A 12,892-nucleotide genomic window follows, 5' to 3' on the forward strand; every position below is an offset into this window, starting at 1 on the left:
CTCCTCAGGCGTTGAGAATTTGGTTTATTTCGTTGCTGCTCAAGTGATACTGACGCGGGCAGGCGTGCCAGACGCTCAGCATGCGCTGGTATTTATCCCACATTGGCGTTTGGGCGTTAAAGCCGTGGGTACCGGCATCAAAATGGGTATAACGCCCTTCAATATTAACCATAAAGCGGACATAACCGAGGTAGCGCGCTTCGGTCGCGGCGTCGAAGCCAAGGAAAGTGACGCGTCGCTCGTCAATGGTGGCGTTATCTTTCAGGTTGGTCCAGGAGACATGGAGCGCGTGATACATCTCCATGATATCGATGATGTTGCGGCACGTTTCCTCTTTCAGCTCACCAAATTCCCGATCCAGCTCGCGCATCTGCAAACCATATCCCCGTTCAATAATGGTTTGCAATCGACGATAGCGCTCCGCATTAGCCGGGTCCATCATGGTCATCATCTTGTATTGATTGGATAGGATCAGACGTTGGGCATTGGTCATTTCCATCTTCGACTCCTGTGGCACTTCGGCGCAGTAAAAAAGTTGGCCTCAGTCTACCTGTGAGTAAAAGCCGCTTTCTTGATTTGCCGGGGGTGTTGCACGGATCTTGCAAAAAAAGAAAGCATCCGGGGATGCTTTCTTATCAATCACACACAATTTTTACAGCTCATCAAGAAAGGTCTTATCGAGCTGCTTAAAGGCGCGCTTAAGGGTATCTGCCAGCGCCTGATAGTCTGGTTTCCCTTCAACCGGTGCCAGCGCCTGTCCTGCATCCTGCAACTTACCACGCACTTCATAGAACCAGTTGAGTATTGAGGGTGGCAGCGGTGTGACCGAGCGCTTACCCAGCCACCATAGCCCCTGCATAGGCAGGCTCAACGCAAACAGCGCGGTGGCAACAGCCGGCCCGAGCTGCCCACCGAGAGCGATTTGCCAGCAGAGAGTGAAGATCGCCAGTGGCGGCATAAAGCGGATCGCGTAGCGTGTTGCGCGGATAGTCCGGTTCTCTACAAACATGGGAGCGAGGCGTTTTTCCATAGGCCAGGTCTTCGCGTAGTGCTGCCCCCGGCGAAATAAACTGAAGAAACTGACGGGTCGAATCTCAGGATTTGACATGGCTTTACCTCAACTTCACATATAAAAATTAAAAAAATCGTGCAAAACAACAACTGTGAATGACAACGTTAAAATTTTTTGTCAATCCCACCTGCTATCGGGTATTCTGTGGCGGCCTTTACCAGGCCTTAGACGAATAGATTTGAGTCGTCAAATAATAAGCTCATTATGCCACTGTCTGAAAATTGCGCAAAATAGCTTAAAATTTTAACTATTCTTTCATCGTGTCAGAAAATTCTCTCGACATGATGTTAATCATAAATGTCAGCGTCAACCTGCGCTACGCTGTGCGACTCACTGACCTTTTTTAGCCACGTATCATAAATAGGTACTTCCATGTCGAGTAAGTTAGTACTGGTTCTGAACTGCGGTAGCTCCTCACTGAAATTCGCAATTATCGATGCTGTTAACGGTGAAGAGTACCTCTCTGGTTTAGCCGAATGTTTCCACCTTCCTGAAGCACGCATCAAGTGGAAAATGGATGGCGGTAAACAAGAAGCGGCTTTAGGTGCAGGTGCCGCTCACAGTGAAGCGCTTAACTTTATCGTTAACACTATTCTGGCACAAAAACCAGAACTGTCTGCTCAGCTGACCGCAATCGGTCACCGTATCGTCCACGGCGGTGAAAAATACACCCGTTCCGTGGTGATCGACGACTCTGTGATTCAGGGTATTAAAGACGCGGCCTCTTTTGCCCCGCTGCATAACCCGGCTCACCTGATCGGTATCGCCGAAGCGCTGAAATCCTTCCCGAGCCTGAAAGAGAAGAACGTTGCCGTGTTCGACACCGCGTTCCACACCACCATGCCGGAAGAGTCCTACCTCTACGCCCTGCCGTACAAACTGTACAAAGAGCACGGCGTTCGTCGCTACGGCGCGCACGGCACCAGCCACTTCTATGTAACCCAGGAAGCGGCAAAAGTGCTGAACAAACCGGTTTCTGAACTGAATATCATCACCTGCCACCTCGGCAACGGCGGCTCTGTTTCCGCTATCCGTAACGGCGAGTGCGTTGATACCTCCATGGGTCTGACCCCGCTGGAAGGCCTGGTAATGGGTACCCGTTCTGGTGATATCGACCCGGCGATCATTTTCCATCTGCATGACACCCTGGGCATGAGCGTTGAAGCGATCAACAAAATGCTGACCAAAGAGTCTGGCCTGCTGGGCCTGACCGAAGTCACCAGCGACTGCCGTTATGTAGAAGATAACTACGAAACCAAAGAAGACGCGAAGCGTGCGATGGACGTTTACTGCCATCGCCTGGCGAAATACATCGGCTCTTACACTGCGCTGATGGATGGTCGTCTGGACGCGGTGATCTTCACCGGCGGTATCGGTGAAAACGCAGCGATGGTACGCGAGCTCTCCCTGGGCAAACTGGGCGTGCTCGGCTTCGAAGTTGACCACGAACGCAACCTGGCTGCCCGTTTCGGCAAGTCTGGTTTTATCAACAAAGAAGGCACCCGCCCGGCGATAGTTATCCCGACTAACGAAGAGCTGGTGATTGCGCAAGACGCAAGCCGCCTGACTGCCTGATAGTTTACCCACACCGCCAGCCAACGCTGGCGGTGCTGTTTTGTAACCCGTCCGCTTCGACGGTAACGAAAGAGGATTAACCGTGTCCCGTATTATTATGCTGATCCCTACCGGAACCAGCGTCGGCCTGACCAGCGTCAGCCTTGGCGTGATCCGTGCTATGGAACGCAAAGGCGTTCGTCTGAGCGTCTTTAAACCGATCGCCCAGCCACGTGCGGGCGGCGATGCGCCTGACCAGACCACCACCATCGTGCGCGCCAACTCCGGGCTGCCAGCGGCTGAACCGCTGAAAATGAGCCACGTCGAGTCGCTGCTCTCCAGCAATCAGAAAGATGTGCTGATGGAAGAGATCATCGCCCGCTACCACGAAAGCAGCAAAGATGCTGAAGTGGTGCTGGTTGAAGGCCTGGTCCCGACCCGTAAACACCAGTTCGCCCAGTCCCTGAACTTCGAAATCGCGAAAACGCTGAATGCGGAAATCGTCTTCGTCATGTCCCAGGGCACTGACACGCAGGAGCAGCTGAAAGAGCGCATCGAGCTGACGCGTAACAGCTTCGGCGGCGTGAAAAACAGCAACATCACCGGCGTTATCGTCAACAAACTGAACGCCCCGGTTGATGAGCAGGGCCGCACGCGCCCGGATCTCTCTGAGATCTTTGATGACTCCTCAAAAGCAAAAGTGGTGCATATCGATCCTGCGCAGCTGCAAGAGACCAGCTCTCTGCCCGTGCTGGGCGCGGTGCCGTGGAGCTTCGATCTGATCGCCACCCGTGCGATTGATATGGCGCGCCACCTGAATGCGACCATCATCAACGAAGGCGATATTAAAACCCGCCGCGTGAAGTCCGTCACCTTCTGTGCGCGCAGCATTCCGCACATGCTGGAACACTTCCGTCCGGGCTCACTGCTGGTGACCTCTGCCGACCGTCCTGACGTGCTGGTTGCTGCCTGCCTGGCGGCGATGAACGGCGTTGAGATTGGTGCCGTGCTCCTGACCGGCGGCTACGAGATGGAAGAGAGCGTGCGCAAGCTGTGCGAACGCGCGTTTGCCACCGGCCTGCCGGTATTTATGGTGAATACCAACACCTGGCAGACCTCCCTGAGCCTGCAGAGCTTCAACCTGGAAGTGCCGGTTGACGATAACGAGCGTATTGAAAACGTGCAGGAGTACGTTGCCCGTTATATTAACGCACAGTGGATCGACTCCCTGACCGCCACCTCTGAGCGCAGCCGTCGCCTCTCGCCGCCAGCCTTCCGTTACCAGCTGACCGAGCTGGCGCGCAAAGCGGGCAAACGCGTCGTACTGCCGGAAGGCGACGAGCCGCGTACCGTGAAAGCGGCCGCTATCTGTGCTGAGCGCGGTATCGCGACCTGTATCCTGCTGGGCAACCCGGATGAGATCAATCGCGTTGCGGCAGCACAGGGTGTTGAGCTGGGCGCCGGGATCGAAATCGTCGATCCCGACGTGGTACGTGAAAGCTACGTCGCTCGCCTGGTTGAGCTGCGTAAGAGCAAAGGCATGACCGAAGCCGTGGCGCGCGAACAGCTGGAAGACAACGTGGTGCTCGGCACGCTGATGCTGGAGCAGGATGAAGTTGACGGCCTGGTCTCCGGTGCGGTTCACACCACCGCGAACACTATTCGTCCGCCGCTGCAGCTGATTAAAACAGCACCGGGCAGCTCGCTGGTCTCCTCCGTGTTCTTTATGCTGCTGCCGGAACAGGTTTACGTTTACGGTGACTGCGCAATCAACCCGGATCCGAGCGCTGAACAGCTGGCAGAGATCGCCATTCAGTCCGCTGACTCTGCGACCGCTTTCGGCATTGAATCGCGCGTGGCGATGCTCTCCTACTCCACCGGCAACTCCGGCGCGGGTAGCGACGTTGAGAAAGTGCGTGAAGCGACTCGCCTGGCGCAGGAAAAACGTCCTGACCTGGTGATCGACGGTCCGCTGCAGTATGACGCCGCGGTGATGGCGGATGTGGCGAAATCCAAAGCGCCGAACTCGCCGGTTGCCGGTCGCGCTACCGTGTTCATCTTCCCGGATCTGAACACAGGTAACACCACCTACAAAGCGGTGCAGCGCTCTGCCGACCTGATCTCTATCGGGCCGATGCTGCAGGGTATGCGCAAGCCGGTGAACGACCTCTCTCGTGGCGCGCTGGTAGACGATATCGTCTACACCATCGCTCTGACCGCGATTCAGGCGTCCCAGCAGCAGTAAGATGTCGAATGGCGGCTGTGCCTTATCCGACCTACGGTTTGATAAGCGTCTCCGCCACCAGACAAAAAAGGCGACCTTCGGGTCGCCTTTTTTATGCTGGTTATTGTAGGCCGGATAAGCGCAGCGCCATCCGGCAAAAAACCCTCCGCAGCCGTAAACCGGCAATAAAAAAAGCGACCCCGAGGGTCGCTTTTTCTACTAAGCAAGAACGGTTACTCTGTCTCCTGCTCGCGTTTTTCCACATCATTGCTGGCGTTACGGCTCATCCACAGCGCCAGTGCTTTCAACGAATCATCGGTAAACTCGTCGCAGCGTGCGGTGATCTCTTCCGGCGTCATCCAGAAGACCTCACTCACCTCCTCTTCCTGCAGAGCAAACGGCCCGTGGGAGACGCAGCTGAACAACCCGCCCCATACCCGACAATGCTCATCTTCAAAGTAGAACTGACCATGCTCAGCAAACGGTACGCCGGCAATGCCCAGCTCCTCTTCCGCTTCGCGGCGCGCGGACTCCAGCAGATTTTCACCCGCCTGCACCACCCCGCCCGCGGTGGCGTCCAGCTTACCAGGCATAAAGTCTTTTAGCTCGGTACGACGCTGTACCAGAATATTGCCCATCCCATCATGCACCACAATATAGGTTGCGCGATGACGCAGGCACTGCGCGCGCATTTGCTCCCGGCTGGCCTGTGCGATCACCTCATTGTCTTCGTTGACAATATCTACCCATTCCATGCCTGCAAAATGACTCTGTTCCACCATCGGGACATCTTCTCTTTATGGCGCTCTTACGGCGCGTTTCGGTTGACGGGTAAATTACGGATTAATCGCAACCTGCGCAATAACCCGCTGATCATTAAGTGCGATAACACGTAACATATTCTCTTCCAGCATGCCGTAGCAGGCGGCAAATCCACCTTTCGGGATAGAGACCGAACCGGGGTTGAAGTGCACAATCTCATCACGCCTCTCGGCAACCGGAATATGGGTATGCCCATACACCAGCACATCGCCTGCCTCCAGCGGTGGAATATTCTCCGCGCCAAAGAGATGACCGTGGGTCAAAAACAGGCGGCATGCGGGTAATAACACCTGCTGCCAGGGCGCGGTAATGGGAAAGCGCAGCAGCATCTGATCCACTTCGCTGTCGCAATTGCCGCGCACGGCGATAATCCTATTGGCCTGCGTATTGAGCCGTTCTGCCACCTGCGCCGGATCATATCCCTCCGGCAGCGCGTTGCGCGGGCCATGATTGAGAACATCGCCAAGCAGAACCAGCCAGCGGGCACCGCTCTGCGCGAACCGTTCCAGTATGCGTTCTGTCGCGGGCAACGACCCGTGAATATCCGATGCAAACATCAGTTTCATCACTGCACCTCTTTGAAAAAACGCCCATATGATACCGGAACGTGAACCGCTTATCAGCCCGCGCGCTTAGCGGAAAGTGCAACATAGCGCTGAACCGAGGAGCGCTGCCACTGGAAGGTGGCGTACTCCGCTAAGCGCTCCGGTACCGGGTCGCCATGCATCACCAACCGGTTAAGCATCAGGGCGAGATCGACGTCGGCAATACACCACTCGCCAAACAAATTTGGCTTGCCGTGCGCCAGCAATTCACCCGCGATGGCAAACAGCTTATCGGCGCTCGCCTGCCCGGCGGCAGTGAGCGGTGCTTTTTTCGCCCCGGCAAACACCACATCCGTTGAGCGCGCTTCGCGGATCGGCAGCAGATCGCTGCGCAGCCAGGCCTGCACCTGTCGCGCGCGGGCGCGGTTCTCGCGGTCATGGGGATAGAGACGCTCCCACTCCGGCGGTGCAAAACGCTCATCAAGATATTCGGCAATCGCCGAGGACTCGCTCAGCATAAAGCCATCAATCTCTAAAGAGGGAACGCGCTGCGTCAGGCGAAAACCTGGCCAGCCCGCGCCGTGTTGCGCGCCGCTCGCCAGATCGACAGTTTTCAGTGTGAAGGGCAGCGCCTTTTCATGCAGGGCAACGTAGGCCGACAGCACATACGGGGAGAAGTACTCATTGTCAGACCACAACGTAATTGCCGGTTCGCTCATAACGTCCTCGTTTAGCGGATAGGTTTCGTCCAAAATATAGCCTCTTCTGCCTTCTGTCACTTGCGGAAAACTCTGTCATTACCGGGAACACCTATACTTAACAGGCGACGCCCATTCCGCTCACAGGAGTTTCGATGATAGACCTCTATTTCGCCCCGACACCGAACGGCCATAAGATCACGCTGTTTCTCGAAGAGGCCGGGTTGCCGTATCGTCTGATCCGCGTAGATATTAGTAAAGGCGAGCAGTTTCGCCCGGAATTTTTAGATATCTCCCCGAACAATAAGATCCCGGCGATTGTCGATCATGAACCCGCCGACGGCGGTGCGCCCCTTAGCCTGTTCGAGTCGGGTGAGATCCTGCTCTATCTGGCGGAGAAGTCCGGCCAGCTCCTGAGCGGTGAGCTGCGCGAGCGTCATGTCACTCTGCAGTGGCTATTCTGGCAAGTAGCAGGGCTGGGCCCGATGCTTGGCCAGAATCACCACTTCAACCACTTCGCGCCACAACCGGTGCCCTATGCCATTGAGCGTTATCAGGTGGAGACGCAGCGGCTCTATCAGGTGATGAATAAACGTCTCGAGCAGGTGCCGTGGCTGGCAGGCCAGCACTACAGCATTGCGGATATCGCCGCCTGGCCATGGATTAATTCCCATGCCCGCCAGCGTATTTCGCTTGAGGACTACCCGGCGGTCTTTAACTGGTTTGAGCGCATTCGCACACGCCCGGCCACCGAGAGTGCATTGCAGAAAGCGCAGCTGCCATAAGCTGCGCCCTTTAAGGATAATCACGCTTCGGAGGGAAGCATGAAGATACTCGTTACTGGCGGTACCGGCCTGATTGGCCACCATCTGATCCCCCGTTTGCTGGAGTTGCACCACAGCGTAACGGTGGTCACGCGCAATCCTGCCAAAGCGCAGCAAAAGCTTGATGCCCGCGTCAGCCTGCTGAAGGGGCTTAACGATCTTACGGATCTCAACAACTTCGATGCGGTGATCAATCTGGCAGGCGAACCGATTGCGGATAAGCGCTGGACCGAGGAGCAGAAGCAGCGCTTATGCCACAGCCGCTGGCAGATTACGCAGCAAGTGGCGGATCTGATCAAAGCCAGCGACAACCCGCCGCAGGTGCTGATCTCCGGCTCCGCCTGCGGCTATTACGGCGATCTTGGCGAAGTGGTGGTGACAGAGGAGGAGCCGCCGCATAACGAGTTTACCCATAAGCTCTGCGCACGCTGGGAGCAGATCGCCTGTGAAGCGCAGAGCGACCGCACCCGCGTCTGCTTGCTGCGCACCGGCGTGGTGTTAACGCCAAAAGGCGGCATTCTCGGCAAACTATTGCCACTGTTCCGCCTCGGTCTCGGCGGGCCGATTGGCACGGGTCGGCAATATATGGCGTGGATCCATATCGACGATATGGTCAATGCCATTCTCTGGCTGCTGGATAACGATCTGCGCGGGCCGTTCAATATGGTCGCCCCTTACCCGGTGCGTAACGAGCAGTTCGCTCACGCGCTTGGCCATGCTCTGCATCGCCCGGCGTTTATGCGCGCCCCTGCAACCGCCGTGCGCCTGATGATGGGCGAATCTTCGGTGCTGGTGCTCGGCGGCCAGCGCGCACTGCCTAAACGCCTGGAAGAGGCCGGGTTTGCCTTTCGTTGGCACGATCTTGAAGAGGCGCTGACGGATGTGGTGAACGCGTAAAGTTTGTCGCGTTGGGTCTGGGGTGATGGTGGTAAGCTACCCGTTTTGACAGTAAAAGGGTTGCCATTGACCAGGTCGCAAAAAATCCGCCTCTGCGTACTCGCTCTGCTGGTGCTGCTATGGGCGCTGTGGATGTGGGAGAGCACCCGGCTGGGCGTCACGGTCTTTATGCGTGACGATGCGCCCGATACGCCACGTCTGCTGGTGATTGCCCTGCTGGCTGGCCTCTGGTGTGGCTGGCGCAGGGCGGTACACGGTGAGGGGAGCGCGTTTAAGGCATTAGCCCCGTGGCAACTTTTCCTCTGCGTTGCGGCATTTGTTGGCGTCACGCTGCTCAATGTCCCGGAGGGCTGGGTGCGCCTGACGGCAGGCGAAACGGTACAGAGCGACGTCACCTTTCGCCTCACCTATCCCGGTCCTTCGCTTGGGCGCAAAAGCCACTGTGAAGCAGGCCTGCGCATTGATGATGCGTGGCTCGGGCGGTTGGTTACGCTCTGCACTCACACAGAGAGCGTGCCGCGCGACGCCAGCTCGGTGCAGGTTGAAAAGCGGACCGCCGCTCGCGGTGCCTGGTTTACCCGCTACCGCTTTATGACCGATAGCGGCAAAGCTTATGCCTGGCAGCCTACGACCCCCTAATATTTGTGGCAGCCGCGCGCGCTTTTCCGGTGCTAAGCTGCTTCGTTTGATTTTCACAAGGACGCGTAATGACGTTGCAGACTCCCCGTTTTACCCTGACGCCATTTCAGGCTTCTGACTGGCCCTTCTTTTTGCAGATACGACAAGATAAAAGCGTGATGCGCTATATGGCGGAGATCGCTTCTGAAAGCCAGATCCGCACCCTGTTTGAAGACCGGCTTAACGATGCGAATGCCTTTGTGATCCGCGATGAGCAAGGCCAAGCGATCGGCGATGTCGGCCTGCGTCCGAGCCAGCATCTTTTGCAGGAAGCCGACATCGGCTACTCGATCCTGCCTGAGGCGCAGGGCCGGGGCGTGGCCTCAGAAGTGGTCGCCGCCCTGTGCGATTTCGCCTTTACCCAGCGCAATATTCACGCCCTTAATGCCTGGGTGCTGTCCGATAACCTCGGTTCGGTGCGGGTGCTGGAGAAGAGCGGCTTCACCCGCGTACAAGTGCTGGAGCAGGCCTATTTGCTGCGCGGGAAATATTATGACGACTGGATCTATCGCCGTGAAAAACGTTAAACGGCTATTGCGATCGGGGAGAGTCGTGCTCACCTTGTGCGTGCTCTTTTTCTTTCTGTGGCTGATATGGCTGCTATATGCCATCGGCCTTGGCAACCGGGTCTATCTGCAAGCAGGCGCACCGGATACCTGGGTGGTTTTGATCGTTGCCGTGGTGTTAAGTCTGCTGATCATCTGGCGTATCCCGTTTATCACCAGACTGCGCAGTAAGCTGATCGGCTTTGTGGCTCTCTTTATGTATTGCATTGCAACGCTGTGGAATGCGCCGGAAGCGTGGGTCAAGTTTACCGCCAGCGAGATTGTACAGAGCGAGGTAACGTTTACCATCGGCCACCCTGGCCCACCTATTAGCCGGGCCAGCCGCTGCCCGGCGGGGCTGCGCTTTTATGATGCGTGGTTAAACCGCCCGGTTGAAATCTGCACCCGCGACGTGCTTGTACCGCCCGGCGCGCGAACGGTTCAGCTTGAGAAGCGCCTCTCCGCACGTGGCGCGATATTTACCCATTACCGTTTTATTTCCGCCTCGGGCATTCCGCAAGGCTGGTGGCCGGTTAATCGCCCGGATAAGTGATATTGCGACGGCGCAGTGCCGGATGGCGGCTTTCGCCTTATCCGGCCTACGACAGCCTTCCCCATGGACTGATAAGCGCAGCGCCATCAGGCAGAGAGTTAGCCTTACCCGGCCAGCAACAGCACTCTCCCGTAGGCCTGATAAGCGTAGCGCCATCAGGCAGAGAGTGCCGGATGGCAGCGTTCGCCTTATCCGGCCTACAACAGCACTCCCCCCAGAACTGATAAGCGGAGCGCCATCAGGCAGTCATGGCTTACTTCAGCGATCCCTTGAGAAATTGCTGCAAGCGCAGGCTTTTCGGGTTGCCGAACAGCTCATCCGGCGTTCCCTCCTCTTCAATTTTGCCCTGATGGAGGAAGATCACATGGCTTGAAACATCGCGGGCGAAACCCATTTCGTGGGTCACCACCACCATGGTTTTCCCCTCTTCTGCCAACTTCTGCATAATGCGCAATACTTCACCCACCAGCTCTGGATCGAGAGCTGAGGTTGGTTCATCGAACAGCAGCACTTCCGGCTCCATCGCCAGCGCACGGGCAATCGACACACGCTGCTGCTGGCCGCCGGAGAGATGCACCGGGTACTTTATCTGCTGCATCGCATCGATGCCCACTTTCGCCAGATATTTCACCGCCCGCTCGCGCGCTTCCTGCTTGCTCAACCCCAGCACCTGAATCGGTGCTTCCATCACGTTCTCCAGCACCGTCATGTGGCTCCACAAGTTGAAGTGCTGGAATACCATCGTCAGGCGCGTACGCAGCAGGCGCAGCTGATGCTTATCGGCCACTTTCAGCTGACCATCTTTGTCGCGCACCAGATTGATATTCTGCCCGCTCACCACAATGGTGCCTTCGCTCGGCTTCTCCAGGAAGTTAATGCAGCGCAGGAAGGTGCTTTTGCCGGAGCCGGAGGAGCCGATGATGCTGATCACATCTCCGGCGTTAGCCTGCAACGACACACCCTTCAGAACTTCATGCTCGCCGTAGCGCTTATGCAGATCGGTAACGTTTAATTTATTCTCAGACATCGTGCTCTCAGTGCGTCGAAGAGGGCTTCATATGCTGTAAAAAGCGCTTTTCCGCGCGGCGGAAGAGGCTAATCAGGACATACGAAATAATGAGATAGAGCACCGCCGCAATACCAAACGCCGTAAAGGGCTGGTAGGTGGCGGAGTTAATATCACGGGCGATTTTCAGCAGATCCGGCACCGTCGCGGTAAAGGCCAGCGCCGTGGAGTGCAGCATCAGGATCACCTCGTTACTGTAGGCCGGCAGCGCGATACGCAGCGCCGAAGGCAAAATAATGCAGCGGTACATCTTAAAGGATGAGAAGCCATACGCCCGCGCCGCCTCAATTTCGCCGTGCGGCACCGAACGAATCGCCCCGGCAAAAATCTCGGTGGTGTAAGCGCAGGTGTTGAGCGTCAGCGCCAGCACCGTGCAGTTGAGGCCGCTGCGGAAAAAGGCGTTAAGCAGCTCGGTGCCTTTCACGATCTCCAGCGTGTACATGCCGGAGTAGAAGACCAGTAGCTGCACATAGAGCGGCGTGCCGCGAAAGATATAGGTGAATAACCAGATCGGGAAACAGATAAATTTGTTACTGGAGACGCGGCCGATAGCAAGAAACAGCGCCAGAATGCCGCCCATTACCACGGAAGCGATCAGCAGCCAGAGGGTGATCGCCACGCCGGTAATGCGGTAGCCATCGCTCCAGAGCAGGGATTGCCAGTACTCCTGAATAATCTCAATCACAGGTCGGCCCTCTTCACACCCACCGAGTAGCGGCGTTCAAGCAGCAGCAGGACGCCGTTGGAGGCCGTGGTAAAAATGAGATAGATCGCGCCGCAGATTATGGCGAAGTAGAACGGCTCCCAGGTGCTTTTGCCGGCGAGCTGGGTCGCTTTTACCACATCTTCCAGTCCCAGTAAGGAGACCAGCGCCGTCGCTTTCAGGATCACCTGCCAGTTGTTACCAATCCCCGGCAGCGCAAAACGCATCATCGCCGGGAACAGAATACGGCGGAACACCTGGCGGCCGGTAAAGCCAAACGCCGTCGCCGCTTCAATCTGCCCTTTCGGCACCGCCATAAAGGCACCGCGAAAGGTTTCGGTAAAGTAAGCGCCGTAAATAAAGCCGAGGGTGATGATACCGGCCACCATCGGATCGATATCCAGCTGCGCCATGCCGAGCGCGTCGGTGATGGCGTTAAGGGCAATTTGCAGACCGTAGAAGATAAGCAGCATTAGCACCAAATCGGGCACGCCGCGAATAAGGGTGGTGTAACCTTCAAAAATCAGCGCCAGTGCACGGCTTTTGGAAAGCTTCGCGCCCGCGCCCGCAAGGCCAATCAGCACCGCCAGCACCACCGAGCTGAGCGCCAGCTCGAGGGTCACCAGCGCGCCCTGGAATATCACTTGAGAAAACCCGTGCAGCATGCAGCCTGTCCTGTCGTGTGTGGTGTTTGCCGTGTCTCTTCCCCTC

General features: G+C 56.8%; 15 protein-coding genes. 7 read left to right on the plus strand and 8 right to left on the minus strand.

Annotation, left to right across the window (positions count from 1 at the left end):
* Window positions 1-4: 4 nt before the first annotated feature.
* Window positions 5-499, minus strand: a complete 495-nt coding sequence (locus tag HF650_RS16190) for a YfbU family protein (RefSeq protein WP_187799499.1) — start codon at window positions 497-499, stop codon at window positions 5-7.
* A 153-nt stretch (window positions 500-652) separates the two neighbouring features.
* Window positions 653-1,108 carry a terminus macrodomain insulation protein YfbV gene (yfbV, locus tag HF650_RS16195; RefSeq protein WP_187799500.1) on the minus strand — a complete coding sequence of 152 codons (456 nt, stop codon included), beginning with the start codon at window positions 1,106-1,108 and terminating at the stop codon, window positions 653-655.
* Between the two features lie 336 nt (window positions 1,109-1,444).
* Here yfbV and ackA point away from each other — a divergent pair, with 336 nt between their 5' ends.
* Together ackA and pta are read left to right on the plus strand one after the other, a co-directional pair.
* Window positions 1,445-2,647 (plus strand): acetate kinase, encoded by a 1,203-nt coding sequence (gene ackA / locus HF650_RS16200; protein ID WP_187799501.1) that lies wholly within the window; start codon window positions 1,445-1,447, stop codon window positions 2,645-2,647.
* A gap of 82 nt (window positions 2,648-2,729) precedes the next feature.
* Entirely contained in the window at window positions 2,730-4,871 is a 2,142-nt protein-coding gene (gene pta, locus HF650_RS16205; RefSeq protein WP_187799502.1) for a phosphate acetyltransferase, read from the plus strand.
* Window positions 4,872-5,083: 212 nt separating this feature from the next.
* Here the strand turns inward: pta and yfcD are convergent, their stop codons facing one another.
* The 3 genes from yfcD to yfcF are packed head-to-tail and all read right to left on the minus strand — an operon-like array spanning window position 5,084 to window position 6,936.
* Window positions 5,084-5,632 carry an NUDIX hydrolase YfcD gene (yfcD, locus tag HF650_RS16210; protein ID WP_023479717.1) on the minus strand — a complete coding sequence of 183 codons (549 nt, stop codon included), beginning with the start codon at window positions 5,630-5,632 and terminating at the stop codon, window positions 5,084-5,086.
* A gap of 54 nt (window positions 5,633-5,686) precedes the next feature.
* Entirely contained in the window at window positions 5,687-6,238 is a 552-nt protein-coding gene (gene yfcE / locus HF650_RS16215; protein WP_187799503.1) for a phosphodiesterase, read from the minus strand.
* A gap of 53 nt (window positions 6,239-6,291) precedes the next feature.
* Entirely contained in the window at window positions 6,292-6,936 is a 645-nt protein-coding gene (yfcF, locus tag HF650_RS16220) for a glutathione transferase (RefSeq protein WP_187799504.1), read from the minus strand.
* A gap of 134 nt (window positions 6,937-7,070) precedes the next feature.
* On the opposite strand from yfcF, the gene yfcG reads away from it, so the two are divergent.
* The 5 genes from yfcG (at window position 7,071) to HF650_RS16245 (ending at window position 10,412) form a co-directional block, all read left to right on the plus strand.
* A complete protein-coding gene (yfcG, locus tag HF650_RS16225; RefSeq protein ID WP_187799505.1) occupies window positions 7,071-7,700 on the plus strand; it encodes a GSH-dependent disulfide bond oxidoreductase in 630 nt (209 codons plus the stop codon).
* Between the two features lie 39 nt (window positions 7,701-7,739).
* On the plus strand, window positions 7,740-8,636 hold the full coding sequence (locus HF650_RS16230; protein WP_187799506.1) for a TIGR01777 family oxidoreductase: 897 nt from the start codon (window positions 7,740-7,742) through the stop codon (window positions 8,634-8,636).
* A gap of 66 nt (window positions 8,637-8,702) precedes the next feature.
* Window positions 8,703-9,275, plus strand: coding sequence for a hypothetical protein (locus tag HF650_RS16235; RefSeq protein WP_187799507.1), 573 nt, complete (start codon window positions 8,703-8,705; stop codon window positions 9,273-9,275).
* 68 nt (window positions 9,276-9,343) lie between these two features.
* On the plus strand, window positions 9,344-9,841 hold the full coding sequence (locus HF650_RS16240; RefSeq protein WP_187799508.1) for a GNAT family N-acetyltransferase: 498 nt from the start codon (window positions 9,344-9,346) through the stop codon (window positions 9,839-9,841).
* Window positions 9,807-10,412 (plus strand): hypothetical protein, encoded by a 606-nt coding sequence (locus tag HF650_RS16245; protein WP_223284182.1) that lies wholly within the window; start codon window positions 9,807-9,809, stop codon window positions 10,410-10,412. Before HF650_RS16240 ends, HF650_RS16245 begins: the two co-directional genes overlap by 35 nt.
* Before the next feature lie 253 nt (window positions 10,413-10,665).
* On the opposite strand, the gene hisP is transcribed toward HF650_RS16245, so the two are convergent.
* Genes hisP through HF650_RS16260 form a run of 3 tightly spaced genes read right to left on the minus strand, consistent with a single transcriptional unit; the run spans window position 10,666 to window position 12,846 of the window.
* Window positions 10,666-11,439, minus strand: a complete 774-nt coding sequence (gene hisP / locus HF650_RS16250) for a histidine ABC transporter ATP-binding protein HisP (protein WP_187799509.1) — start codon at window positions 11,437-11,439, stop codon at window positions 10,666-10,668.
* A 7-nt stretch (window positions 11,440-11,446) separates the two neighbouring features.
* Window positions 11,447-12,163, minus strand: coding sequence for an ABC transporter permease (locus HF650_RS16255; RefSeq protein WP_023479676.1), 717 nt, complete (start codon window positions 12,161-12,163; stop codon window positions 11,447-11,449).
* Complete coding sequence (locus HF650_RS16260) at window positions 12,160-12,846, minus strand: histidine ABC transporter permease HisQ (RefSeq protein WP_187799510.1); 687 nt, start codon at window positions 12,844-12,846, stop codon at window positions 12,160-12,162. Before HF650_RS16260 ends, HF650_RS16255 begins: the two co-directional genes overlap by 4 nt.
* Window positions 12,847-12,892 lie beyond the last annotated feature (46 nt).

The organism is Kosakonia sp. SMBL-WEM22 (assembly GCF_014490785.1).
Classification (GTDB): domain Bacteria; phylum Pseudomonadota; class Gammaproteobacteria; order Enterobacterales; family Enterobacteriaceae; genus Kosakonia.